Raw genomic sequence first — 25,054 nt, 5'->3', positions numbered from 1 at the left:
ATGAACGTGAGAAAGGACTTAAAACATGGCAATAACTTATGAACTTATAAAAACATGTAAACAAACGGGGGCAAGGCTCGGCCGCGTGCATACTCCACACGGGTCTTTTGAAACTCCGATGTTCATGCCGGTAGGAACGTTAGCTACTGTTAAAACGATGAGCCCGGAGGAACTTGAGCGTATGGGTGCTCAAATCATTTTATCGAATACGTACCACCTGTGGCTTAGACCAGGGGAAGATATCGTCGAAGAAGCCGGCGGACTCCATAAATTTATGAATTGGGACGGTTCCATTCTCACAGACTCTGGCGGGTTCCAAGTTTTCAGTTTGAGTGATCTTCGTCAAATCGAAGAAGAAGGCGTACACTTCAGAAATCATATCAGTGGTGAAAAACTATTTTTGTCTCCAGAGAAAGCTATGCATATCCAAAATTCTCTCGGTGCAGATATTATGATGGCTTTTGACGAATGCCCTCCATATCCGGCGGACCATGATTACATGAAAAAGTCAGTAGAACGGACTAGCCGCTGGGCTGAACGTTGTTTAGAGGGGCACAATCGTTCGAATGAACAAGGTTTGTTCGGAATTGTGCAAGGTGGCGAATATGAAGATTTAAGGCGTCAAAGTGTTCAAGATCTAACGTCGCTCGACTTTCCGGGATATGCAATTGGCGGTCTGTCAGTTGGAGAGCCAAAGGATGTCATGAATCGCGTCCTTGACTTTACTACACCGTTACTACCTGATGAAAAGCCTCGTTACCTTATGGGGGTGGGTTCTCCTGATTCATTGATTGACGGCTCTATTAGAGGCATTGACATGTTCGACTGTGTACTGCCGACAAGAATTGCTCGTAACGGTACCTGTATGACTTCCGAAGGCCGTTTAGTCGTAAGAAATGCAAAATTCGCTCGTGATTTCCGCCCGATCGATGAAAATTGTGACTGCCATACATGCCGTAATTACAGCCGGGCTTATATTAGACATTTAGTGAAATCGAGTGAAACATTCGGCTTTAGGCTTACTACTTATCATAACCTTTATTTTCTGTTAAAATTAATGAGGCGAGTTCGTGAAGCCATTAGAGAAGATCGACTCGGTGACTTTAGAGAAGAATTCTTTGAGCAGTATGGTTTCAACAAACCAAACGCAAAGAACTTTTAGAAAGGGGGAATATATAAATGGAAACGTTAGTAGGATTATTGCCGATTATTCTAATGTTCGTCATTTTCTATTTCTTGTTAATCCGTCCACAGCAGAAGAAGCAGAAAAAAGTGCAGCAGATGCAGACGGAATTGCAAAAAGGAGATAGGGTCATCACTATTGGAGGCCTTCATGGGACGATTCATGCACTTGATGAAGGTACAATAGTCGTTAGTGTGCAAGATGGCACCCAAATGAAATTTGACCGCTCTTCAGTAAGAGAAAAGTTGAACCAAGATTAAGTATAATTTAAAGCGGTAAAGGTTCGATTCGTTCGGACCTGCGCTTTCCTACATACTTAAAATAGAACCCCGCCTTGAGCGGGGTTTTTCATATCTTTCTTTTTGGCATATTGACTCCGATCATTCCCCCTAAAATGGCTGCGAGGACCAAACCGCCGAAATAACTTAACTGGGCTAAAGAAATCCATCGATTCTCGAAAATAATTTGGAAGAGCATCATGATCGATATAAAAACAATTCCAGTTAGCAGCCCGGTGAGCCACCCTTTTTGTTCCCCTTTATGAGCTGCGAGCAGGCCGCCGACTCCCAAAATGGTCAACCCGGCAATTAAAGACACTTGATTTAAAGCATCTGTGTCGATGGTAGTGAAGCGCAGTAAGCCGGCCAACACGGCTGAAAACAGAATCATCAGAATGAAGATAGATCCTACCCCGTATCCAAGTACCCCTTGAAGAAAAATTTTCATATCTTCCGTCCTCCTTATTTAGCTTGTCTTCTTTACTATATGCTCACACATATTTCTAGTAGAAGTAGATATTTGCCCAAGCTTTTGAATAGATATAAAAAAAGCTTGTTTTAAAGGGGAAGATCTATGACCACTTTGATTACGATCATCATTTTTGTAATTAGTTATTGTCTACTTATGCTTGAGAAATGGAATCGTGCGGTTGTAGCTTTGACAGGTGGTGTCCTTCTGCTGATTTGCAATGTTTTTGAATGGGAGGAGGCATTCGGTTTCATCGATTGGTCTACAATCGCTTTGTTATTTTCAATGATGGTTCTAGTGTCCATTACTAAAAAAACCGGCATTTTCACGTACGTGGCAATTAAGCTTGCGCAGATCGTCAAGGGACGTCCAGTTCCGCTGCTGCTCGTTTCTGGAATATTCACCGCCATCGGATCAGCTTTCCTGGACAATGTGACGACTGTTCTATTATTTGTCCCTGTCCTCCTCTCACTCGTTAAACAGCTGAAGCTTCCAGCATTCCCCTATTTAGTTACGACTATATTCGCTTCCAACATTGGTGGAGCGGCTACATTGATTGGGGATCCGCCGAATATCATGATAGGACAGGCTGTAGATCACTTCAGTTTCTTATCCTTTCTCAACCATATGGGTCCTGTAGTTACTATAGTATTTATCGTTGTCATGTTCTTGATGATCCTCATCTTTAAGAATAAGCTCCACTATAATAAGGAATTAGCTGATGAGTTCCTCAACCAAGATGCAAATCAACACCTGGTGAAAGACAAGCTGCTTTATCGGTCATTGTCAGTTCTATTTTTGACAATCTTTGGGTTCATGCTCCACCCGTTTATCCATATGGACATTACGACTATTGCTGTAAGCGGGGCGTTGTTGCTGTTATTTTTGACAGATAAATGTATAGAAGTGGAGCAGGTATTTCAAGAGGTGGAATGGGTCACGCTTTTCTTTTTCATTGGCTTATTCATGCTCGTAGGCGGGCTTCAGACTGTCGGATTGATTGATGAATTAGCTAGAGCCATGGTGTGGGTTTCAGATGGAGATTTACCGTTCACTTCCATGCTGATGTTATGGAGTTCTGGCATCCTTTCTGGGATCGTCGACAATATTCCCTTTGTGGCTGCGATGATTCCGGTCGTTCAAGAACTGCAAGGCTATGGAATGATGAATGTTGATCCCATTTGGTGGTCGCTTGCTTTAGGTGCTTGTCTAGGAGGGAACGGAACGCTGATCGGAGCTTCTGCAAATGTTGTAGTAGCAGGGTTGGCAGCAAGTTATAAGGAGCCTATCCCTTTTGTGAAGTTTGCTTTATACGGTGTGCCGATCATGCTGCTTTCTTTACTCATTTGTACCGTCTATATATTTCTAAGATATTTAGTTCCGTTTCTTTCATAGAAATTCTAAAATAGGTCATCTTAAGTGTGTAGAGAGTGTGAAGGGCAGATGACTTATGGTTATTTTTGAGTTGATCATGCGAACTGTTTTGACTTATTTTTTCATATTGATTGTTTTCAGGTTAATGGGTAAAAGGGAAATTGGAGAGCTGAGTGTGATGGATCTTGTTGTATTTATCATGCTCGCCGAAATTGCTATATTTTTGATTGAAAAGCCCGAAGCCTCCATGTGGCAGGCGGTTATCCCTATGGCAGTACTACTGCTCATACAATGGGGAAGTGCGTTATTATCTCTGAAAAGTAAAAGGTTTCGTGACTGGTTTGACGGGAAGCCATCGATATTGATACGGAATGGCAAAATTGATGAGCGAGAGATGCGGCGTCAGCGCTATAATTTCTCTGATCTGCTCATGCAGCTGAGGGAACAGGAAGTACAAGATATTAAAGTCATAGACTTTGCTATACTTGAACCTTCTGGAAAATTGTCTGTATTCAAAAAGGGTGAGGACGGCAGTTCGGATTATGCAGTCGTATTGATAGAAGATGGGCATATTCAATATAACGGACTACGATCAATTCAAAAAAACAAGGAGTGGCTTATGGGTGAACTGAAACAAAAAGGTTACGTTGATTCGACGAATATCTCCTTATGTACTGTGAATTCTGATGGAGATCTTTCTATAGATGAGAAAAACGAAATAAAGTGATGGTATGATAGCATAGGGCAAGCGAATTGCACATTTTTTATTAATGTTTTAACGTTGTTGTTGATTTTTCTTAAGAGAAATATTCAATTATGACAGTTATATGGAAGCCTCGATTTGGTGGGGTTACGATTCGTTAACGTACGAAGTGCAGGGTTGGTAGGGAAACAATTTGCTTGCATGCGGAGGACCTGGCAAGCTTCCTCGCGTCGCCTAGTCCCATCGTCGGCCTCTTTTACACCTATTTTAGTCTAGGGTGAACGTTCATAATTATTTCGGAGGACTATCCAGCTCTAATCGACTAATGTGACTTCCCTCACTTCGCCCTTCTTGTTTCATTTATCGCAGCTATTTCTTAATAATCCCGGGATCATCATACAGGGCGTGGTTATAGCTTTTAGTTTTAAGAGATCCCTACTCTTGTAAGTCGACTCGAGCATATCAGCATAGAAAAGTCTCGAAACGGAAATTTAACACACCCAATTAATGAGCAACATTTAACAACAAAAAAAGATAGCCAGACAGGTTCAAGCAACCTTTCAGGCTATCTTTTTTTCATTATTTTATTCCATGGAATGAGATTCCACTCTTCTTTAGTCAGTAATTTGAACTTGAATAGAAGCAGCAAATAAAGGATTGTCAGGATTCCACCGACTAAAAGTATCTCAATAAGAGCATCGGATGACATGAAATTTTGTTCGTGGATAAACATTCCAAATGAAGTGGTTACCGCTAGTATACAAAAGAATTTTACAGTCATGAAGATTGGGAATACAAAGCCGGTAGATTTCACGAGGACTGCTAAATGAAGGAGTGTCACAATTACAACTCCCGTCACCATAGCGATCGCCACGCCGTTAATTCCAAATTCAGGTCTTGAACTTAAGGCTACCAAAATGATGAATTTCACGACCGCTCCGATCAAAGTGTTCCACATGGCAGCCTTGGCCAGGTCCAGGGCCTGCAGACTAGCCTGTAAGGGGGTCTGAATATAATGAAGCAAGAAAAAAGGAGCCATGAACTGCAGGAGGAAACCTCCCTGGTCGGTACCGTAAACAATTGCCAACGTAGCTGCTGGAAATAAGAAGTAGATGACTGTTATGAGTCCGCCAGATGCAAGGGATAAGCGGATGGCTTGTAATATTCGATAGTGAATGGATTCATATTGATGTTTAGCCGCAGATTCACTGATCGAAGGGACGAGTGAAACGGCCAGAGCGTGTGTTAAGAAGGTAGGTAGAAATAATAATGGGAGAATGTATCCTGTCAGTCCTCCATATAATTTAGTTGTTTCTATTGCAGTGAATCCGGCAATAGCAAGACTCTGCGCTACAAGTATAGGTTCGAAGAAATAAGTGAGAGAGCCAATCAGGCGGCTTCCGGAAGTAGGCAGGGCTATCGTCATTAATTGCCTTAATGTCGCTTTTCCTTGTTTGATTTGTTTCCTCCAGGCTTTCCTTAATTTGAAGGTTTTATGAAGGGAGAATTGTTTGGACATGTAAAGAAGGGATACAAATTCTCCTATGATTACTGCGATCATTGCTCCAGCTGCTGCATACTGGACACCATATGGCATAAATAGATTCGTTAAAAAGGCGACAGTTGCTATGCGGACAACCTGTTCAATAACTTGAGAAATAGCTTGCGGTTTCATGTTCTGTCGCCCCTGGAAGTAACCTCTCAGGACAGCTGATACAGCTGTTATAGGAATAATAGGAGTGACAGCGAGTAAAGGCGCTAACGCACGTACATCCGTAAATAAGTACTGGGCCAAAACAGGAGCGAAGAGGAATAATCCGGCTGTAAAAATAATACTTAAACTCCCGGTAATTGTAAGGGAAACGATGAGAATTCTTTTGATTTGTTTTTCATCACCGAGTGCTTCCGCTTCAGAGACACGTTTAGAAATAGCGACAGGAAGGCCAAACTGAGTGATGGTGGATACTAAGATAAGGGTAGGGAGGGCCATCATATACAGTCCCATACCTTCTTCTCCCATAATCCTGGCAACTACAATGCGGTTTATAAATCCTAATAACCGAGTAACGAGTCCAGCAGCTACTAGAATAAGCGCTCCATGCAAAAAGGTTTGTTTTGACATCGTAGGGATCCGCCTTCTCAAAGAAATGAAATTCATATACAATGAATTATATGCATTGAGAGGGACAAGGCATGACAAAGGATTTCTTAATTCTCCGTTACTAATCATTTGAAGGAGTGCCATACATGAAAGAAATTAAACCTGTCAGCGAATGGAAAGAAACATTAACACCCGTTCTCTTAAGTAAACAGGATGAGTTCAGGCTGTTAGGATATAGAAGTGCAACAGCGGAGGATATATGGAGATGTGTCAATAAGAAACTGTGGAAAAACAACCCTGAGAAACGGTTACATGAAGCAGTCCAGGATGTATTACACTTGAGCAACAACCAATATGTCAGCTATATTACTGTAGAAGCCTACCAAAATGATGACTTAATGGAGTCGATCAAAGCCGTAGATAGCGGGAGTTCAGAAAAATGATAAACTTTCGTGTTGTTTAAAACGAAAAAAGTAGTAAAATTGACAAAGTAACAATTATAGACAAATGATAACTTACTACATAGTATCATCGTCGTTGAAGTTTAAAGGAGGTAAAGAATGTTATGGTGAAAAGAGGGCGTATCGTTGCCTTTTTTCTAATCGCTATCATATTGGCAGCTACGATTGGAACTACAATAACTGGTGTGACGAAGGATATCAATTTAGGATTGGATTTACAAGGTGGATTTGAGATCCTTTACGATGTCGAGACTCTGGATGAAGACCAGGAAGTCAGCCAGCAGGTGCTGGAATCGACAGTCGAGTCGCTGAATGAACGAGTAGACGTTTTAGGAATAAGCGAAACCAATATTTCAATTGAAAACAACGATCGAATCAGGGTGCAGCTTGCAGGTGTCCAGGACCAGCAAGAGGCCAGGGAACTTCTGTCTACTACCGCACAGCTTTCATTTAGAGATGTTGAAGGTAACGAATACATGGATGGCTCTGATATTCGTGAAGGCAGTGCTCAGCAGTCCTACGATCAAAATAATTCACCGATCGTTACACTCGAGGTGAAAAGTGCTTCTGATTTCTATGATGTCACTCAGGAGATTTCGAATAAGGAGCCGGTAGAAAACGCTACATATCCACCGAATTTGTTAGTGGTATGGCTCGATTATGATGAAGATATCTCGTTTGAGGAAGAATATGGTTCAGAAGATCCTGCTTATGTTTCAGCTCCTCAGGTAAGTGAAGGAATAAGAAGCAGTACTGTTCAAATCGAAGGAGACTTTACACAAGAATCCGCTCAACAGTTAGCTGATATTCTAAACGCTGGGTCGCTCCCGGTTGAACTTGAAGAAACCTACTCCACGTCAGTAGGAGCTCAGTTCGGTGAACAAGCGATGAATAAGACAATCTATGCGGGAATGATTGGTGTTGCATTGATTTTTGTTTTCATGATTTTCTATTACCGCTTTCCGGGATTGATATCTGTCATTACATTATCGGCGTATATTTACCTGATACTCGTTGTATTTGAGCTGCTCCAAGGCGTGCTTACCCTTCCAGGGATTGCTGCTTTGATTCTCGGCGTAGGTATGGCAGTAGATGCCAATATCATAACGTATGAACGAATTAAAGAAGAGTTGAAATCCGGTAAATCCGTACTCTCAGCATTTAAGTCGGGGAATAAACGCTCGCTGGCTACAATCTTAGATGCGAACATCACAACATTAATTGCTGCAGGAGTTCTGTTTGCATTTGGGACGAGCTCTGTAAAAGGATTCGCGACCATGCTTATAGTAAGTATACTTGTAAGCTTTATCACAGCCGTTTATGGGACAAGGCTGCTTTTAGGTTTATGGGTCAGAAGCCGATTCTTGACGAAGAGGTTCGGATGGTTCGGAGTTAAAAAAGAAGAAGTCCATTCACTAGAAGATGGAGAAGTTTTAGAAGCTAAGTTCATGAATCGTAAACTTGATTTGATCAAGCATCGAAAAAAATTCTTTGCGCTTTCACTTGTCCTTTTGACTGCTGGAGCTATCGTTCTCGGTATTTTTAAATTGAATTTGGGAATAGATTTCACAAGTGGTTCTAGAGTGGAGATCCTGTCTGAGGAAAGCGTGACAGTGGAGGAAATAGAAGATGCCTTCGAAAATGAGCTTAATGTATCCCCGAAACAGGTTGTTTTATCAGGAGAGGACAACGATATTGCTGTAGCCAGATTCGAGTCAGAACTTCCTCAGGAAAAAATAGCAGAAGTACAAGATTACTTCAATGAGGAATTTGGCAGCAGCCCTAACGTCAGTACGGTGTCCCCTGTCGTTGGACAGGAACTTGCCAAAAACGCGGCACTTGCAGTCTTGTACGCTTCCATAGGAATAATTATTTACGTAACCATAAGGTTCGAATTTTTCTTTGCAATAACTGCAATCATCGCCTTATTACATGATGCCTTTTTCATCATCGCTTTTTTCAGTCTCACCAGATTGGAATTCGATATTACGATTATTGCAGCGATTCTTACAATTGTAGGGTATTCAGTCAACGATACGATAGTAACCTTCGACCGGATCAGAGAAAATCTGAAATTCCACAAAAAGGTGAAATCATTCAAAGAACTTGCTAAAATTGTGAACGACAGCTTGCTTCAAACGATGGCTCGAAGCTTGAATACCGTTATTACGGTAGTATTCGCGGCAGCTATGCTGTTCGTGTTTGGAGCTTCATCGATTACTAATTTTGCGTTCGCCCTTCTTATCGGATTGATCGCAGGAACGTATTCTTCCTTGTTTATCGCATCCCAGCTATGGTTGGTATGGCGAGGAAAAAATATTAAAGATAACCCAGTGGAATTCGTGAAAAAGAAAAATACTGGCGGACCACAAGTCTAACAACGCAAGGCTGGCTTACAAAGTCAGCCTTGTTTTTGATTATACGAGAATGAATCAGGGTATAAATACAATAACTATGGATGAAGGAGGTTCTACTGTTGAAGGGACAGACTTATTTTATTTTTGCACTTATATTTGCGTTAATTGTAGCTGTGTTTGCAGTTATTAATGTAGGCAATGTTGAAGTCAACTACTTGTTCGGTTCCGGACAAGCACCGCTTATTCTTGTCATATTATTCTCTGTGCTTTTAGGAGGGTTGATTACTGCATTAGTGGGAGCTCGGAGATTTTATCAGTTAAAACGAGAAATTAAGCAATTGAAAAATGAGAAGATGAATCAACATTCCGGTTCAACGACTACTTCAAATTCTGAAGAAATGCGTCCCCCAGATGATTCTTCCGACATCGGAGAAGAGACGAACTCAAGCCGTTGAATAATCACATTTGCTCCCCCTGATGACCTCTTGTATAATGGATTAGTCAGGGGTGAACTTATGTTACCAAGTAAAACTAAATGGAACTTTACATATAATGAAGATAATGAAAATTTTGAATCTCCTAAGATTAAAGGAGTTTCAGAATTGACGAGACGTATGCTTGAAAGAAGGAATATAACGGAGCTCACAGAAGTTGACCGTTTTTTGCATCCTTCTCAAAAAGATTTGCATGACCCTCTGCTATTACAGGGAATGGAGAAATCTGTGGATAGAGTCAAACAAGCTATTGCGCAAGGTGAGCCTATTCTTGTTTATGGAGATTACGATGCAGATGGTGTGAGCTCGACAACTGTGATGATCGAAGCGTTGCAAGAGGCTGGAGCAGTTTGTGATTTTTACATTCCAAACCGCTTTACAGAAGGCTATGGTCCTAATGAGGAAGCCTTTAAAGAAGCGGCTGCCTCGGGTGTGGGTGTCATCATTACAGTAGATAATGGGATAGCTGGTGTCCATGAAGCAGAAGTGGCGAAACGATTAGGTGTCGATTTGATTATTACTGATCACCATGAAGTTCAAGAATCTTTGCCCGAGGCTTATTCCATCATTCATCCTAAAACATCACCAGATTATCCTTTCAACGAATTGGCAGGAGTAGGAGTATCGTTTAAGTTTGCGCAAGCTCTTCTTGGGAGGTTTCCTCAACACCTTCTTGATATGGTTGCTCTCGGAACGATTGCGGACCTGGTACCTTTAAAGGATGAGAATCGTGCTCTTGTTCATTTAGGATTAAAAGCTTTATCCCAATCAAATCGCATAGGACTGAAAAGCTTAAAAGAAGTATGTGGAATTGAAGGCACTATTGATGAGGAAATGGTTGGGTTTACTATAGGACCGAGAGTTAACGCAGTGGGCCGTCTTCAAGATGCTTCTCCTGCTGTAGAGCTTTTTTTAACAGATGATCGTGAGGAAGCCGTGCAGCTCGCGGAATATATTAACCAGTTGAATCAGGAACGTCAAAAGATCGTCACACAAACCGCTAAAGAAGCAGAAGATATTCTCATGAATGAGCAACAGCCATTAGGAGAAGTCATCGTGGTAGCTAAAGAGGGATGGAACCCCGGGGTTCTCGGAATCGTCGCTTCCAAGCTCGTGCGTCAGTTTGATCGGCCGGCTATCGTACTTGCGATTGACTCTGAAAAGCAGCAAGCCAAAGGATCCGCAAGAAGTATTGATGCATTCGACTTATTCTCAAACTGCATGGAAATCAGAGATCATTTTATTCATTTTGGCGGACATGCTCAGGCGGCAGGAATGACATTGTCTATAGATGAAGTGGATTCAGTAAGGTCGAAGTTATGTGAAATGGCGCAGAACAAGCTTAGTGATAATGATTATCAGCAAGTTCTTAACGTGGAGATGTCAATAGGAATAGAAGAGATTACTCTTCAGCAAATCGAAGAGATCAACAAGTTGAGACCTTTTGGCATGGGTAATCCAAAGCCCCTATTTCATATAAAAGAGACACCTAAAGAAATACGCTTAATAGGAAGCAGACAAAATCACCTGAAATTCAGCTTTAAAAAAGATACAAGCAAGCTGGACGGGATCGCTTTTGGTTTAGGTGATTTATATTCTCAAATTGCGCCGGCTTCAGAGCTGGATATAGTGGGAGAGCTTAGTATAAATGAATGGAACGGACGCAAAAACGTGCAGATTATGATCAAAGATCTGGAGGTCCAATCCTGGCAGCTGTTTGATTATCGCGGCTCCAAGCATCTGGAAAAGAAATTGAAATTTCCTGCTGGACAAACTGTGACAGCCGTTCGATTCCAACAAGAGACCACGCCTCCTGCAAATGTGCCCGTTATTCACTATGATGAAATAGATAAGTTGACTGCAGCAGATGTTCAGGGGCTCGTTTTTATCGATCTGCCGGAACAGCTTTCTCATGTATCAAATGTAGTTCACAAGCTTGCGCCGGATAATATTTATGCTTGTTATCAAATTGATGATAGTGCTTTTTTCACTTCATGGCCTACGAGAGATCATTTTAAGTGGTTTTATGGTATGCTTGTAAAGCAAAAATCTTTTCATCTGAAAAATGACCGGGAAAGACTTGCTCAAAGAAAAGGCTGGAATGCTTCAATGATTGATTTTATTTCCCAGGTGTTTTTTGAACTTGGTTTTGTTAAAATGGAAGATGGTCTTATTACACTTGAATCTGCTCCTGCCCAGAAAGACTTATCAGAGTCTTCTCTATATAAACAGAGGAAAGAACAATTACATGTGGAACAGGCTCTCTATTATTCGACATATAAAGAGCTGAAAGGCTGGTTCGATAAACAGAGGCAGCCCGTCAAGGAGGAAGTATTAAATGGATTATAAAGAACATATTGCTATCGTGGAAGACTGGCCTAAAAAGGGAATTAAATTTAAGGACATCACCCCATTGATGGATAACGGGAAGGCTTTTAAATCTGCGGTTGATGAGATTGTAGAGTATTCCAAGGATAAAGAAATAGACATTATTGTAGGTCCTGAAGCACGAGGATTCATCGTGGGTTGTCCAGTTTCGTATGCACTGGAAATCGGATTTGCACCTGTAAGAAAAGAAGGAAAACTCCCAAGAGAAACTATTAAAGTTGATTATGGCTTAGAATACGGTAAAGATGTTCTTACTATTCATAAAGACGCGATTAAACCAGGACAGCGAGTACTTATCGTAGATGACTTATTGGCTACCGGCGGTACAATCGAAGCTACCATCAACTTAGTAGAACAACTTGGCGGTGTAGTTGCGGGATGCGCATTTTTAGTTGAGCTCACTTACTTAGATGGCCGAGATAAGCTGGACGGTTATGATGTTTTGACACTAATGCAATATTAAGATGGAGAGTGCCCTAAGTTAGGGCGCTCTTTGTTTTAGATTCCTTCAGTTCACAAATAATCAGTCCTAATCGTTGAGTGTGAATAGACGTTTTTTCTTTACTTTTTCTCGTCTTTTTTTGATAATGAAAACTAAACCACTACTAAATTTTAGGAAGCATAGAGAAATCAGGGTGATTGTATGGCTAAAGACAAAATTTTAACAGCTGAAGAAGTGATTGAGCAGGCTGCCTCCTATATGAACGAAAAGGATCTCGGTTTTATACGGAGGGCTTTTGAGTTTGCCAATCAGGCTCACAGCGAGCAATACCGTAAGTCCGGGGAACCTTATATCATACATCCCATTCAAGTTGCTGGTATTCTCGTCAATTTAGAAATGGACCCCGAGACAATTGCCGGCGGTTTTCTTCATGATGTTGTAGAAGATACCGATTATACACTTGAGGATATAGAGAAACAGTTTGGCGAAGAAGTATCTATGCTCGTCGACGGTGTTACAAAATTGGGGAAAATTAAATATAAATCAAAAGAAGCTCAGCAAGCTGAAAACCACAGAAAGATGTTTGTGGCAATGGCTAAAGACATGAGAGTTATTCTGATTAAACTTGCTGACCGTTTACACAATATGAGAACCCTTAAACATCTGCCGTCTGAGAAACAGCGCAGAATCTCCAATGAAACATTGGAAATTTTTGCGCCTTTAGCTCACAGGTTAGGGATTTCAACGATTAAATGGGAGCTTGAGGATACTGCTTTACGTTATCTGAATCCTCAGCAGTACTATCGAATCGTTCATTTGATGAAACAAAAGAGAAACGAAAGAGAATTTTATATCGATGACGTCATGAACGAAATAAGATCCCAGCTTGATGACGTTAACATCGAAGCGGATCTTAACGGGCGTCCGAAACATTTGTACAGTATTTATCGTAAAATGGTTTTGCAAAATAAACAATTCAATGAAATTTATGATCTACTCGCTGTAAGGATTTTAGTGAACAGCATTAAGGATTGTTATGCTGTCTTAGGCATAATTCACACTTGCTGGAAACCGATGCCAGGGCGTTTCAAAGATTACATTGCCATGCCTAAACCAAACCTTTACCAGTCCCTGCATACGACAGTTATCGGACCTAAAGGAGATCCCCTTGAAGTGCAGATACGTACTCATGAAATGCATGAAATCGCTGAATACGGAATTGCGGCTCACTGGGCTTACAAAGAGGGAAGAGAAGCAACATCCAAGCACTCGTTTGAAGAAAAGCTGACGTGGTTTAGAGAAATTTTAGAATCTCAGAGTGAAACCCATGATGCCGAAGAGTTCATGGAATCGCTCAAAGTGGATTTGTTTTCGGATATGGTTTATGTCTTCACCCCAAAAGGAGAAGTGGTGGAACTTCCTTCAGGGTCAGTACCGATCGATTTTGCTTACCGTATCCACACAGAAGTCGGCAACCAGACGATTGGTGCAAAAGTGAATGGCAAAATGGAGCCGCTTGATTACCAGCTCAACACAGGCGATATTGTAGAAATGATGACGTCTAAACACTCCTATGGGCCATCTCAGGACTGGATCAAATTGGCTCAGACTTCTCAAGCTAAAAATAAGATTAAACAGTTTTTTAAACGGCAGCGTAAAGAAGAAAATGTAATAAAAGGCCGCGATTCCGTCGAACGCGAAATCCGAAACATGAACCTTCAGCCGAAAGAAGTATTCACTTCAGATAATTTGCAGAGGGTCTCTGAAAAGTTCAATTTCGCAAATGATGAGGATATGTTTGCAGCTGTAGGTTACCAGGGGATCACGGCTTCCCAAATCGCCACAAGGTTAACAGAAAAACTGCGAAGACAAATTCAAAAAGCGCAGGACCTTGAACAAACGTTAGCAGATGTTTCAACGACTGATATCAAGACATCGACTCCGAAGAGTAAAAAAGATTCAGGAGTTCGTGTCGAAGGCGTCGATAACTTACTCGTACGACTTTCAAAATGTTGTAATCCTGTTCCAGGTGACGATATCATTGGATATATCACAAAAGGACGGGGAGTGTCAGTGCACCGTACGGATTGCCCTAATGTGCAGACGGAAGAAGCTCAAACCCGCTTACTTCCTGTTTATTGGGAAAAAGGACCAGCTGATACTAAACAGTATCATGTTGATTTAGAAATATGGGGGTACGACCGCAGGGGGCTCTTAAATGAAGTGCTTCAAGCGGTGAATGAAACTAAAACAAATATCACAGCTGTAACGGGTAAATCTGATCGTAATAAGATGGCTACTATTCATATTACTATTCTGATTCAAAATACGGATCACTTACGAAAAATAGTGGAACGTATCAAACAAATCCAGGAAGTATATACAGTACGACGAGTCATGCAGTAGGAACGGGAGTGAATTGATTTGAGAGCAGTAGTTCAGCGTAGCGGCCCCGCTTCTGTAAAAGTTGAGGGGCAGAGCATCGGGGAAATTAATGAAGGACTTGTTGTCTTATTGGGTGTGACTCATGAAGATACAGAAGAAGACGCTCGATACTTAGCTAAGAAAATTCCTCACTTGCGGATCTTTGAAGATGAACAAGATAAGTTGAATGATTCCCTTCTAGATGTGAAGGGGAAAATTCTATCCATTTCCCAGTTCACTTTATATGGGGAAACTCGCAAAGGAAGGCGGCCTAATTTTATGAAGGCTGCTAAACCGGAGTTAGCTAATGAATTATATGAGAGCTTTAACCAGTTTGTACGAAATGAAGGGGTTGAAGTGGAAACTGGAGCGTTCGGAGAAATGATGGAGGTTCAATTACTGAATAGCGGCCCGGTCACGCTCATACTAGATAGTAAAGATCGATAAAAAACAAGCAAGAGCTTTTTTAAGCACTTGCTTGTTTTTTTATTTAGTCTCAATTCAATTTCCGAGTCGATATTCACATCTTGAAGACTTCGTTTCGAGACATATAGGAAGTATAGAGGCAAAAGAAAAAGGTTTGCCTTATGTGGTACTGGAATCTCACCGATTCCTTCCGCCTCTCTGCCGTTATAAGTATCTCGAAATCCAATTTACCACAATAACGCTATAAAGTTGTATAGCTCTTTTATGAAATACAACAACCACTTGTAACCCAGCTATTAGTAAAAGAATCTATTTAAAATAATTAATTAATCCATTTGTAATTCCTTGACTGGCTTTGGACTGAAAACCTGAACTATTAACCGTTTTCTCTTCGTTCACGTCAGAGATAAAACCTAGTTCAACTAACACGGAAGGTTTTTGGTTATTGCGCAGTATGTGGAAGTTTCCGTTTGCTATACCTCGATCACTAAGTCCCGTGGAGTTGATGAGGCCTGATTGAATGTTGGATGCAAGGGTCTGCGTGCTATCATTATAAAAGTAAGTATTGATCCCTGTTGCTCTATTAGTAGCAGGAACACTATTATAATGAACACTAATAAACACATCGCCACTAGAAGCGTTCGATAATGCTGTGCGGGCAGATAAAGATAAATAAGAATCATTAGTCCTTGTCATCACAACACTTGCACCATTTTGTTCTAGTGTAGATTTAAGATTTTGAGCGGTTTGCAAAGTAAGAGTCTTTTCATAAGTACCGTTGCGGCCTATAGCTCCAGGGTCGAAACCACCATGTCCCGCATCTAACACAATTGTTTTACCTCGTAAGTTTCCTTTAGATGCTGAAGCAGATTTGATATTTGAGGATTTGTTTTCTTTCACAATCGATCCTGCTACATAAGCGCTGCTATCCTTGTATGAAACTTTATACCAGGATCCTTCTTTGCTGATCACACTTAATTGGTCGCCTTTATCGGAGCTGCCTAAAACTTCATGATTGGTAGAAGGTCCGCTTCTTAAGTTAGTAGCATTATACTGCAGGCTCACTGTTGTATTAGATTGAGGTGTGGTCTTCGAAGAATTATCCTTCGTTACTAACCAACCCGCTACCCAGCCTGACTTATTATTGCTCAAACCAACTTTGTACCAGCCTTGTTTCTCATCAAAGTATTCAAAGCTGTCACCTTTAGCCACTTGGGTAAGTATAGAACTGTTTGATGTAGCCTTACTTCTTACATTTAAGAGAGCTGTGGCCACTTTTACTTTACCAAGTGATTTTGAAGGCTCGGCTTCAGAAGTTTTTTTGGGCTGTTCCTCAGAGTATGTACTCATATAACTTTGGTGTACCCAGCCAGATGCTTTGCTGCGATCGATGTGCACCCATTCACCCTGTTGATCTAATTTGGTCACTTTCTCATCTTTCATAAGATAACCTTGGATGTCTCCGTCCATCCCTGCTTTACTGCGGACTCTTAAGTAATCCACTTTTGATTTTACTGTTTCTTTTTGCTTAACTTTGACTAACCAATCCGCGACCCATCCCGTCTTGTTATTCCAGTTGATCTTTATCCAGTCGCCTTTTTGGTCCACGATTGAATACGATTCATTTTTTTGGACTTTGCCCAAAGCCGAATGCGAAAGATCTGGACCTGAGCGGACGTTCAAATTGTCAACCTGCACCTTGACACTGTCAGCGTGAACGGCCGTCGGGATTAACCAAAGTAAGCATGCTAAAATAAATACTAATGACATCCAACCTTTCATAAAGCTCTTGTCACCTCCATAAATTAAGAATGCTTTAACTTATTCGACAAAAAAGTGGCTTTCCCTTCTTTTATCTACAATATTTTTTAAGTAACTCACAATTTATTGCTATTACGCTTGACATAGCATAAGTCAAAACCTTATGATAGTATCCATATTCCATATGAATCGATTGAAAACCATTGAGGAAAAAAGTAATTTAGATCCTTTGCAAACAGAGAGGAAATGCCTTTTAAGGCTGGAAGCATTTCTTTGTAAACTCTAAATGAAAGACATTTCTAAGGTGACATGCTGAAATTCCAGTAGGTATGTACGTGTGACAGGCGTTAACTGTTTTTGAGCGGAGGTACATACCTCAACTAGGGTGGCAACGCGGGAAATACTCCCGTCCCTTTCTTAAACTATTAGAGTTTAGAAAGGGGCGGGAGTTTTTTGTGTCCACAGATTCATATAGCACATAGCACTTAAAGGAGGAAGAAGCTTATGAGAGCTCCTAGAGGAACTCAAGATATATTACCAGGTACTTCAGAAAAATGGCAGTTTGTAGAACGTAAGCTTATGGATATCTGCCATCGATATAATTATAAAGAAATTCGCACCCCCATCTTTGAACACACGGAATTGTTCCAGCGTGGAGTAGGGGACACAACAGACATTGTTCAGAAAGAAATGTATACTTTCGAAGATCGTGGCGGAAGAAGTATTACACTGCGTCCCGAAGGCACGGCATCAACAGTCAGGTCCTTTGTGCAGAACAAATTGTTTGGTCTTCCCAATCAACCGACGAAACTTTTTTATATTGGTCCAATGTTCCGCTATGAACGTCCCCAGCAAGGAAGACTTCGGCAGTTTGTCCAATTTGGTATCGAAGCATTAGGGAGTAATGATCCTTCCATTGATGCCGAAGTGATGGGTCTTGCCATGAATGCGTATGAAGAACTTGGGCTGAAATCTTTGACACTCGTGATGAATAGTCTTGGTGATAAAGACAGCAGAGAAGCTCATAAGCAGGCACTAATTGACCACTTCAGCCCTCACAGGGAAGAGTTATGTGCGGACTGTCAGGTTCGTTTAGAGCAGAACCCTTTAAGAGTACTGGATTGTAAAAAGGACAAAGATCATCCGGCAATGGCTGATGCACCGTCTATTTTGGATTATTTGAATGATGAGTCCCGCTCTTATTTCGAAAAAGTGAAAGCTCATCTGGATCGTATGGGAATCGAATACGTTATCGACCCTAATTTAGTTCGTGGACTGGATTACTACAACCATACGGCTTTTGAAATCATGAGCCGGGCGGAAGGTTTCGGTGCTATCACTACATTAAGCGGAGGCGGCCGCTACAATGGTCTCGTTGAGGATATTGGTGGTCCAGAAACATCTGGTATCGGATTTGCACTTAGTATTGAACGGCTGCTTATGGCTCTGGAAGCTGAAGGTGTGGTATTGCCGATCGAAGAAGCGCTCGATTGTTATATCGTCTCACTCGGGGAAAAGGCTGAAGAGGCATCAGTCCGCTTGACGCATCAGCTGCGGCAGGCAGGCGTTCAAGTGGATAAAGATTACCTGCAAAGGAAAATGAAAGGTCAATTCAAATCGGCTGACCGTTTAAACGCAAAATATGTGGTTGTATTAGGAGATAGAGAAATTGAACAAAATGCCGTTTCCGTAAAGGATATGGAGACGGGACAACAGGAAGAGCTTCCTTTAGAGGAAGTTACGGAATTTCTTAAGAAACAACTAGCAGGAGGGAAAGACTGATGGAACGAATACAATGTGGATCGTTACGTACAAGCGATAAGAATACGGACATATCCTTGAAAGGATGGGTTCAGAAGCGGAGGGACCTTGGCGGTTTAATTTTTATTGATCTTAGAGACCGCTCAGGCGTTGTTCAGGTCGTTTTCAGTCCGGAGGATTCTTCTGAAGCATTGAAAACGGCTGAAAATATCCGTACAGAATACGTAATTGAAGTTAGTGGAAAAGTAGTCATACGTGATGAAAGTACAGTGAACCCCAATATGTCTACCGGGGAAATAGAAGTGCTCGCAAACGAAGTGACAGTGTTGAACAAGGCGAAGACACCTCCATTTATGATCGAGGATCAAACCGATGTGTCTGAAGACTTGAGGCTTAAATACCGCTATTTAGATTTACGCCGGAAAGAAATGCAGGAGACATTCAAGCTTCGTCATAACGCTACCCAGTCGATCCGTAATTTCCTTAACGATGAAGGCTATATGGAAATGGAGACGCCAATGCTGACTAAAAGTACACCAGAGGGTGCACGTGATTATTTAGTACCAAGCAGGGTACATGAAGGTGAGTTCTATGCACTTCCGCAATCTCCTCAATTATTTAAGCAAATGCTTATGATGGGCGGCTTTGAAAAATATTATCAAATCGCCCGCTGTTTCCGTGATGAAGATTTAAGAGCTGATCGTCAGCCGGAATTCACTCAAGTGGATATCGAGACTTCTTTTATGTCAAAAGATGAAATAATGGCAATGACTGAGCGTATGATGGTGAAAGTCATGAAAGAGGTGAAGGAAGTCGAAGTGAAAGCACCTTTTGAAAGAATGCCGTATCATGAAGCGATGGAAAGGTTCGGTTCTGATAAGCCGGATACAAGGTTCGGGCTTGAGCTTGTAAACTTATCCGAGATAGTGAAAGACTCCGGATTTAAAGTATTCAGTGGAGCTGTTTCCTCTGGTGGTAAAGTGAGCGGACTTAATGTAAAAGGAGAAGCTGACTCGTTTTCTAGAAAAGATATAGATAAATTAACAGAAGATGTTAAAGTTTATGGTGCAAAAGGGTTAGCTTGGCTTAAAGTGAAAGAAGGAGAGCTCAATGGGCCGATTTCTAAATTCTTCACAGACGAAGAAGCCCGGCAGATAAAAGAAGCAATGGATGCTGAAGATGGAGACCTATTACTGTTCGTAGCAGATAAAACATCTGTCGTATATGATAGTTTAGGCGCTTTACGTTTGAAATTGGGTAAAACTCTACAGTTAATTGATGAGTCTCAATTTAACTTTTTATGGGTGACCGATTGGCCGTTGTTTGAATATGACGAAGAGGAAGGCCGCTTTTTCGCAGCCCACCACCCATTTACGATGCCTGAGAATGGGGATATTAATCAATTGGCTGAACGTCCAGAGGCTGCTAAAGCAGAAGCTTATGACATTGTTTTGAATGGTTATGAATTAGGTGGAGGATCACTGCGTATATATAATAAGGAAATGCAGGATCGAATGTTTGAAGTGTTAGGCTTTACTAAGGAAGAAGCCGAAGAACAGTTTGGTTTCTTGCTGGAAGCTCTTGAATATGGCACTCCGCCGCACGGGGGAATCGCTTTAGGTTTTGACCGTTTCATTATGCTGCTTGCAGGACGAAGTAACTTACGTGATACAATTTTATTTCCTAAAACAGCATCAGCACAAGATCCGCTTACAGACGCTCCTGGCGAAGTAAGTACAGCCCAGCTGGATGAGCTTCACCTTCAGCTGAAAAAACAAAAACAGGACGGAAGTAGTACCAAATAAGGTGGTTCCATGCTTGATAAGCATAATAAACTGTGCTATTATTTGATTACAAATTAAATAAGCCAATCCTGATGTGTACGTTGTCCGAATGTACGTTTTGACCGAACATTTTTGAGACGGGAGCCTGACGTCTTCGCACGGAATGCATGCCTCTTTATTACATTCAGAGGACGCAAGAAATGCGAAGCAAGGCACCCACCTGCCTGGAGCGGGTTCAAAACTCATGGTGAAACAACGGCACAATTGGGATTGGTTTTGTTTTTTGGTAGAAAGAGCGAGCATATTATGCTCGCTCTTTCTATTTTGCTAAATGTTCTAGATTTCCGTTCTTCTCCATACGGAAGAAGGGTTTATTCATGTATTCCTGGTCATCGAACATTGTCATCTTTCGTGCTCGATCCATAATTGAAATAAAAGCTTGATAATCTTCCTTTAATGAGTTGAGTTGAGTATGCAGTTGTTCGTTTTCTTTTAAGAGTTCTTGTTTTTCTTCTTCAAGCTCTTGAAGTTTACTACTTAACCCAAGCTGAGACTTGCTTTCTTTTTGAAGTGATTTCAAATATGAAATCACCTGATTCAAATCAAGGATTTCCTCATTATTCTCTTCGATAGGAGCCTCGATTTCTCTGTGTACAGGGTCGGAATGGGTTTTAGGGATGGCAGCGACAGGTTGTTGAAAGGCAGCTTCAGATCGTTTCTTTTCTTTGCGCTGTTTTTTCGCAAGTTCTACAGCTTGCTCATACTTCTGTCTTATTTCTGCATTCCAGCGGAATCCACAAGCAGCGGATGTGCGGTTAAGCACGTCTCCTACCTCATCAAACGCCCTTAATTGGGTACTCCCTTCCCTTATGTGACGGAGCACTGTTTCAGCTAATAATAAATCATCTTCATGAGACCAAGCATCTTGCCTTACTTTTGGCATAATTTACCCTCCAGTTGAACTATTAGAAAAATAGTTTGTAAGATTTTGCTACTATTGTGACCAAAGTAAAGCAGGATTATACTTGATTATGATTTTTGTTGATTGATTTTATCGTAAACCTGTTTCAGTGCTTGCTCAAATTTGCCAGTTGATTTAGGTTCGTAGTAGGATTTCTTCTTCAGTGTGTCCGGGAGATACTGCTGGTCCACCCAGGCGTTAGGGTAGTTGTGGGGATATTTATAATCATTTCCTCGACCGAGTTTGCCTGCCCCTTTATAGTGTGAGTCTTTCAAATGAATTGGAACATCCCCGCTGTTTCCATTTCTAATATCAGATAAAGCTGCGTCCAGTGCCTTATAAGAGCTGTTTGATTTAGGGGAAAGTGCAAGCTCTGTTACAGAAGCCGCCAGAGGAATTCTGGCTTCAGGGAAACCTAATCGTTCGGCCGCTTCTACTGCGGCTAGTGCTCTAGGTCCTGCCTGCGGGTTAGCGAGCCCTATGTCTTCATAAGCGATCACGACAAGTCGGCGGCTGATACTGTCGAGGTCTCCAGCCTCGATCAGACGTGCCAGATAATGAAGGGCAGCGTTAACATCACTTCCGCGAATCGATTTCTGAAAAGCGGATAGTACATCATAGTGCGCATCTCCGTCCTTGTCATGTGAAAAGCTTTTTTTCTGCATACACTCTTCTGCCGAATCCAAATCGATAAAAACAACACCCTTTTCATTTTCCGGAGTTGAAAAAGCAGCAAGTTCCAATCCGTTCAAGGCCGCTCTCATATCCCCATTGGCACTTTTGGCAAAATGATGGAGGGCTTCGTCTGTCAGTTTGATATTGATGTTGCCCAAGCCCTCACCTTTGTTGACTAATGCTTTTTGAATTGCTTCTTCAATGTCCCGTTCCTCAAGACGATGTAATTCAAAAAGATGGCACCTGCTGCGAATAGCTGGATTGATGGAGTGGTATGGGTTGCTCGTCGTACATCCGATCATCGTTAGTCGGTTACTTTCAAGGTGAGGAAGTAAAAAATCTTGTTTAGCTTTATCAAGCCTGTGCACTTCGTCTAAGATGAGCACCATTTGACCGTGCATTTTAGCTTCTTCCACTACTATTTCCATGTCTTTCTTTTTATCAGTCACTGCATTCAGCGTTTTGTAAGGAAGCTGCAAGCTTTTGGCCAAAGCTGTTGCCATGGAGGTTTTTCCAGTCCCTGGTGGACCAAATAGTATCATCGAAGCTAATCGTTCAGCTGTTACCATTCGATGTAATGTTTTCCCCTCAGCCACTAAATGTTTCTGTCCGATAATATCGTTGAGTGTGGAGGGTCTTAGTCGGTATGCTAGAGGTTGTACGCTCATAAACGGATAGCTCCTTTACAATGATAATTACGTTAAGGGTATGCTCAATTCTATTAAAATGCAAGAGACTTGCCATTCATGCTATAATAGCGTTTGGTATAATTGAAGAAGGAGAGATCAGCTATGAAGAATGATCAATACGTCAGACCGCATACCGGTCTTCGCTGGTCTTTTTTTATTGTAGGATTAACTTTACTTGGACTGGGAATTTCATTAACTATGCAAGTAAGAGTTTTTGGTATAGGTCCATGGGACGTGCTTCATTATGGATTATATAAACAACTCGGACTTACGGTCGGGACATGGTCTATTATCGCGGGTCTGTTGATCGTCATTATCAGCTCAATCGTTTTGAGGACATTTCCTAAAATCGGTACGATATTAAACATGGTTTTAATCGGCGTCTTCATTGATTTTTTTAATTGGATATTGCCGGAACCAAGCTGGCTTCTTAATCAAGTCATTTTCTTCGTGGCTGGTACAATGATAACGGCGCTGGGTATAGGAGTTTATGTAGCAGCAGATATCGGTGCTGGGCCACGCGACAGTTTGATGTTGATTCTTACAGATAAATTGCAATGGAAAGTTTCTACTGTACGTAATGGGATAGAAGTCACGGTTGCCCTTCTAGGGTGGATGTTAGGAGGACCGGTTGGAATCGGAACAGTTTTCATCGCACTTTTCCTCGGTTCTTTCGTGGGATATTCTCTCCCTCTTTCTAAACGATTATTGAACTTTTTAATGAAGAAAGGTGAATCGTATGAAAATTTCTACAAAGGGCCGTTACGGCCTGACCATCATGATCGAATTGGCTAGGAAATATGGGGATGGCCCAATATCGTTGAAGCAGATCGCCAGAGATAATGAGTTATCCGAACATTATTTAGAGCAGCTTATTGCACCGCTTCGGAATGCGAGTCTCGTTAAGAGTGTGCGCGGTGCGTACGGAGGATACATGCTGACGAAAGCTCCTTACGAAATCACTGCGGGAGATGTAATCAGGGTACTAGAAGGACCGATTACCCCTGTAGAAGGCATAGAAGATGAAGAACCTGCAAAGCAAGCTCTTTGGAAAAGAGTAAGGGATGCAGTGAAAGATGTACTGGATACCACGACGTTAGAAGACTTGAAAGATCACGTGGACGATCAAACTCAAGATGCGTATATGTTTTATATTTAAATATGGAGGTGGAAAAGGTGGAGTCTATTTATTTAGATCATGCGGCTACGACACCTGTTCATCCACAAGTGACAGAAGCTATGATTTCTGTTTTACAAGAAACATTCGGAAATCCTTCAAGTGTCCATACCTTTGGCAGAAAAGCGAGGAAACAACTTGATGACGCGCGTCATACAGCCGCGGAAAGCATCCAGGCGAAGGACAAGGAAATTGTTTTTACAAGTGGCGGAACAGAATCTGATAATTTAGCGATTATCGGAGCAGCAATTGCTAATCAGCATAAAGGTCGTCACATTATTACTTCTAAAATAGAGCATCATGCGACATTGCATGCCGTAGAACATTTGGAGTCGTTAGGCTTTGAAGTGAGTTATCTCCCGGTATATAATGATGGCCGTGTAAAGTCAGAAGATGTGCACACCCTTCTAAGAGAAGATACGATTTTAGTGACGATCATGATGGTGAATAATGAAACAGGTGTCGTTCAGCCTATTCGTGAATTAAGCGACGCTCTCAAAGATCATCAAGCTTACTTTCATTCAGATATTGTACAGGCTTATGGTTTGATTTCCATCGATGTCAGGGAACTTCCTGTTGATTTACTGACTGTGTCCAGTCATAAAATCAACGGACCTAAAGGGGGCGGCTTTCTCTATGTGAGAGAAGGTACGAACTTAAATTCCCAGCATTTTGGCGGAGAACAAGAAAGAAAAAGGAGAGCTGGCACAGAAAATCTTCCAGCCATCGTCGGATTTCAGAAAGCAGTTCAACTGGCTGACGAATTTCGTTCATCCAGAAGAACTGAATACGCTCGTTATAAACAATTATTCCTGGAGACACTGGAAAAGGAACATGTCGATTTTAAAATAAATGGTTCAGTCGAGCATCAGGTAGAAACGATCGTGAACCTTAGTTTTCCCGGAATGAATGTGGAAACTTTATTAACTAATTTTGATTTGTCTGGTCTAGCCGCCTCAAGCGGCAGTGCCTGTACGGCTGGTTCAGTTGAACCTTCACACGTACTGTCCGCAATGTACGGGGGAAATGACCCGAGAACGATTAACTCGATTCGATTTAGTTTTGGAATGGCCAACACCGAGGAAAATATCGTTGCGGCCGCAAAGCGCATCAGCCAAATCATCGAAAGGCTGAGTTAGGAGGTAA

The 25,054-nt window shown here is 41.6% G+C and carries 21 protein-coding genes, 1 other RNA gene and 1 other annotated feature; of the genes, 17 read left to right on the top strand and 5 right to left on the bottom strand.

The genetic code is table 11. From position 1 onward, the window contains the following. Nucleotides 1-25: 25 nt before the first annotated feature. Both tgt and yajC read left to right on the top strand, forming a co-directional pair. A complete protein-coding gene (gene tgt, locus LF817_RS03660) occupies nt 26-1,162 on the top strand; it encodes a tRNA guanosine(34) transglycosylase Tgt (protein ID WP_253934412.1) in 1,137 nt (378 codons plus the stop codon). A 17-nt stretch (nt 1,163-1,179) separates the two neighbouring features. Beyond that, on the top strand, nt 1,180-1,443 hold the full coding sequence (yajC, locus tag LF817_RS03655; protein WP_253934411.1) for a preprotein translocase subunit YajC: 264 nt from the start codon (nt 1,180-1,182) through the stop codon (nt 1,441-1,443). A gap of 88 nt (nt 1,444-1,531) precedes the next feature. On the opposite strand, the gene LF817_RS03650 is transcribed toward yajC, so the two are convergent. Beyond that, complete coding sequence (locus tag LF817_RS03650; protein ID WP_253934410.1) at nt 1,532-1,909, bottom strand: TIGR04086 family membrane protein; 378 nt, start codon at nt 1,907-1,909, stop codon at nt 1,532-1,534. Nucleotides 1,910-2,035: 126 nt separating this feature from the next. Here LF817_RS03650 and LF817_RS03645 point away from each other — a divergent pair, with 126 nt between their 5' ends. Together LF817_RS03645 and LF817_RS03640 are read left to right on the top strand one after the other, a co-directional pair. Continuing rightward, nucleotides 2,036-3,325: an ArsB/NhaD family transporter gene (locus LF817_RS03645; protein WP_253934409.1), complete on the top strand. Its 1,290-nt coding sequence runs from the start codon at nt 2,036-2,038 to the stop codon at nt 3,323-3,325. Between the two features lie 55 nt (nt 3,326-3,380). Next, nucleotides 3,381-4,031: a DUF421 domain-containing protein gene (locus LF817_RS03640; protein WP_253934408.1), complete on the top strand. Its 651-nt coding sequence runs from the start codon at nt 3,381-3,383 to the stop codon at nt 4,029-4,031. Between the two features lie 541 nt (nt 4,032-4,572). Here the strand turns inward: LF817_RS03640 and spoVB are convergent. After that, nucleotides 4,573-6,129 (bottom strand): stage V sporulation protein B, encoded by a 1,557-nt coding sequence (spoVB, locus tag LF817_RS03635; RefSeq protein ID WP_253934407.1) that lies wholly within the window; start codon nt 6,127-6,129, stop codon nt 4,573-4,575. 125 nt (nt 6,130-6,254) lie between these two features. Here spoVB and LF817_RS03630 point away from each other — a divergent pair, with 125 nt between their 5' ends. The 7 genes from LF817_RS03630 (at nt 6,255) to dtd (ending at nt 15,121) form a co-directional block, all read left to right on the top strand. Next, on the top strand, nt 6,255-6,551 hold the full coding sequence (locus tag LF817_RS03630; RefSeq protein WP_253934406.1) for a post-transcriptional regulator: 297 nt from the start codon (nt 6,255-6,257) through the stop codon (nt 6,549-6,551). Nucleotides 6,552-6,673: 122 nt separating this feature from the next. After that, nucleotides 6,674-8,947, top strand: coding sequence for a protein translocase subunit SecDF (secDF, locus tag LF817_RS03625; protein ID WP_253934405.1), 2,274 nt, complete (start codon nt 6,674-6,676; stop codon nt 8,945-8,947). A gap of 98 nt (nt 8,948-9,045) precedes the next feature. Further along, nucleotides 9,046-9,381, top strand: a complete 336-nt coding sequence (locus tag LF817_RS03620; RefSeq protein WP_253934404.1) for a LapA family protein — start codon at nt 9,046-9,048, stop codon at nt 9,379-9,381. A 60-nt stretch (nt 9,382-9,441) separates the two neighbouring features. Next, nucleotides 9,442-11,769: a single-stranded-DNA-specific exonuclease RecJ gene (gene recJ / locus LF817_RS03615; RefSeq protein ID WP_253934403.1), complete on the top strand. Its 2,328-nt coding sequence runs from the start codon at nt 9,442-9,444 to the stop codon at nt 11,767-11,769. After that, on the top strand, nt 11,759-12,271 hold the full coding sequence (locus tag LF817_RS03610) for an adenine phosphoribosyltransferase (RefSeq protein WP_253934402.1): 513 nt from the start codon (nt 11,759-11,761) through the stop codon (nt 12,269-12,271). Before recJ ends, LF817_RS03610 begins: the two co-directional genes overlap by 11 nt. 180 nt (nt 12,272-12,451) lie before the next feature. Beyond that, complete coding sequence (locus tag LF817_RS03605) at nt 12,452-14,656, top strand: RelA/SpoT family protein (protein WP_253934401.1); 2,205 nt, start codon at nt 12,452-12,454, stop codon at nt 14,654-14,656. Between the two features lie 18 nt (nt 14,657-14,674). After that, the gene (gene dtd, locus LF817_RS03600; protein ID WP_253934400.1) at nt 14,675-15,121 is read left to right on the top strand and encodes a D-aminoacyl-tRNA deacylase; all 447 of its coding nucleotides are present in this window, start codon (nt 14,675-14,677) and stop codon (nt 15,119-15,121) included. A 288-nt stretch (nt 15,122-15,409) separates the two neighbouring features. Here the strand turns inward: dtd and LF817_RS03595 are convergent, their stop codons facing one another. Then, nucleotides 15,410-16,882, bottom strand: a complete 1,473-nt coding sequence (locus LF817_RS03595; RefSeq protein WP_253934399.1) for an N-acetylmuramoyl-L-alanine amidase family protein — start codon at nt 16,880-16,882, stop codon at nt 15,410-15,412. A gap of 173 nt (nt 16,883-17,055) precedes the next feature. After that, nucleotides 17,056-17,278: a binding site (T-box leader), on the top strand. A gap of 87 nt (nt 17,279-17,365) precedes the next feature. Between LF817_RS03595 and hisS the strand changes: the two genes are divergently transcribed. The 3 genes from hisS to ssrS all read left to right on the top strand — a co-directional run bounded on the left by hisS (nt 17,366) and on the right by ssrS (nt 20,681). Further along, the gene (gene hisS, locus LF817_RS03590) at nt 17,366-18,643 is read left to right on the top strand and encodes a histidine--tRNA ligase (RefSeq protein WP_253934398.1); all 1,278 of its coding nucleotides are present in this window, start codon (nt 17,366-17,368) and stop codon (nt 18,641-18,643) included. After that, nucleotides 18,643-20,427 carry an aspartate--tRNA ligase gene (gene aspS, locus LF817_RS03585; protein ID WP_253934397.1) on the top strand — a complete coding sequence of 595 codons (1,785 nt, stop codon included), beginning with the start codon at nt 18,643-18,645 and terminating at the stop codon, nt 20,425-20,427. The genes hisS and aspS overlap by 1 nt, the downstream gene beginning before the upstream one ends. A 62-nt stretch (nt 20,428-20,489) precedes the next feature. Beyond that, nucleotides 20,490-20,681: non-coding RNA, 6S RNA (gene ssrS / locus LF817_RS03580), on the top strand. A 44-nt stretch (nt 20,682-20,725) separates the two neighbouring features. Here ssrS and LF817_RS03575 read toward each other — a convergent pair. Then, on the bottom strand, nt 20,726-21,349 hold the full coding sequence (locus tag LF817_RS03575) for an RsfA family transcriptional regulator (protein WP_253934396.1): 624 nt from the start codon (nt 21,347-21,349) through the stop codon (nt 20,726-20,728). Nucleotides 21,350-21,435: 86 nt separating this feature from the next. Next, complete coding sequence (locus tag LF817_RS03570; protein ID WP_253934395.1) at nt 21,436-22,710, bottom strand: replication-associated recombination protein A; 1,275 nt, start codon at nt 22,708-22,710, stop codon at nt 21,436-21,438. Nucleotides 22,711-22,833: 123 nt separating this feature from the next. Here LF817_RS03570 and LF817_RS03565 point away from each other — a divergent pair, with 123 nt between their 5' ends. Genes LF817_RS03565 through LF817_RS03555 form a run of 3 tightly spaced genes read left to right on the top strand, consistent with a single transcriptional unit; the run spans nt 22,834 to nt 25,047 of the window. After that, complete coding sequence (locus LF817_RS03565; protein WP_253934394.1) at nt 22,834-23,526, top strand: YczE/YyaS/YitT family protein; 693 nt, start codon at nt 22,834-22,836, stop codon at nt 23,524-23,526. Beyond that, entirely contained in the window at nt 23,471-23,890 is a 420-nt protein-coding gene (gene cymR / locus LF817_RS03560; protein ID WP_253934393.1) for a cysteine metabolism transcriptional regulator CymR, read from the top strand. Before LF817_RS03565 ends, cymR begins: the two co-directional genes overlap by 56 nt. 17 nt (nt 23,891-23,907) lie before the next feature. Further along, nucleotides 23,908-25,047 (top strand): cysteine desulfurase family protein, encoded by a 1,140-nt coding sequence (locus tag LF817_RS03555; RefSeq protein WP_253934392.1) that lies wholly within the window; start codon nt 23,908-23,910, stop codon nt 25,045-25,047. The last annotated feature ends 7 nt before the right edge of the window (nt 25,048-25,054 follow it).

The organism is Halobacillus sp. A1, assembly GCF_024189295.1.
Classification (GTDB): Bacteria; Bacillota; Bacilli; order Bacillales; family Halobacillaceae; genus Halobacillus_A.
This window is presented reverse-complemented; position numbering and strand designations above follow the sequence as displayed.

What these genes read in the sequence shown, in the direction of transcription:
- cymR (WP_253934393.1), top strand. Translation starts at nt 23,471, where the DNA reads ATGAAAATTTCTACAAAGGGCCGTTACGGCCTGACCATCATGATCGAA.
- LF817_RS03575 (WP_253934396.1), bottom strand. Translation starts at nt 21,349, where the DNA reads ATGCCAAAAGTAAGGCAAGATGCTTGGTCTCATGAAGATGATTTATTA.
- secDF (WP_253934405.1), top strand. Translation starts at nt 6,674, where the DNA reads ATGGTGAAAAGAGGGCGTATCGTTGCCTTTTTTCTAATCGCTATCATA.
- LF817_RS03610 (WP_253934402.1), top strand. Translation starts at nt 11,759, where the DNA reads ATGGATTATAAAGAACATATTGCTATCGTGGAAGACTGGCCTAAAAAG.
- tgt (WP_253934412.1), top strand. Translation starts at nt 26, where the DNA reads ATGGCAATAACTTATGAACTTATAAAAACATGTAAACAAACGGGGGCA.
- aspS (WP_253934397.1), top strand. Translation starts at nt 18,643, where the DNA reads ATGGAACGAATACAATGTGGATCGTTACGTACAAGCGATAAGAATACG.
- hisS (WP_253934398.1), top strand. Translation starts at nt 17,366, where the DNA reads ATGAGAGCTCCTAGAGGAACTCAAGATATATTACCAGGTACTTCAGAA.
- LF817_RS03605 (WP_253934401.1), top strand. Translation starts at nt 12,452, where the DNA reads ATGGCTAAAGACAAAATTTTAACAGCTGAAGAAGTGATTGAGCAGGCT.
- LF817_RS03650 (WP_253934410.1), bottom strand. Translation starts at nt 1,909, where the DNA reads ATGAAAATTTTTCTTCAAGGGGTACTTGGATACGGGGTAGGATCTATC.
- LF817_RS03640 (WP_253934408.1), top strand. Translation starts at nt 3,381, where the DNA reads ATGGTTATTTTTGAGTTGATCATGCGAACTGTTTTGACTTATTTTTTC.
- recJ (WP_253934403.1), top strand. Translation starts at nt 9,442, where the DNA reads ATGTTACCAAGTAAAACTAAATGGAACTTTACATATAATGAAGATAAT.
- LF817_RS03645 (WP_253934409.1), top strand. Translation starts at nt 2,036, where the DNA reads ATGACCACTTTGATTACGATCATCATTTTTGTAATTAGTTATTGTCTA.
- LF817_RS03630 (WP_253934406.1), top strand. Translation starts at nt 6,255, where the DNA reads ATGAAAGAAATTAAACCTGTCAGCGAATGGAAAGAAACATTAACACCC.
- yajC (WP_253934411.1), top strand. Translation starts at nt 1,180, where the DNA reads ATGGAAACGTTAGTAGGATTATTGCCGATTATTCTAATGTTCGTCATT.
- LF817_RS03570 (WP_253934395.1), bottom strand. Translation starts at nt 22,710, where the DNA reads ATGAGCGTACAACCTCTAGCATACCGACTAAGACCCTCCACACTCAAC.
- LF817_RS03595 (WP_253934399.1), bottom strand. Translation starts at nt 16,882, where the DNA reads ATGAAAGGTTGGATGTCATTAGTATTTATTTTAGCATGCTTACTTTGG.
- LF817_RS03565 (WP_253934394.1), top strand. Translation starts at nt 22,834, where the DNA reads ATGAAGAATGATCAATACGTCAGACCGCATACCGGTCTTCGCTGGTCT.
- spoVB (WP_253934407.1), bottom strand. Translation starts at nt 6,129, where the DNA reads ATGTCAAAACAAACCTTTTTGCATGGAGCGCTTATTCTAGTAGCTGCT.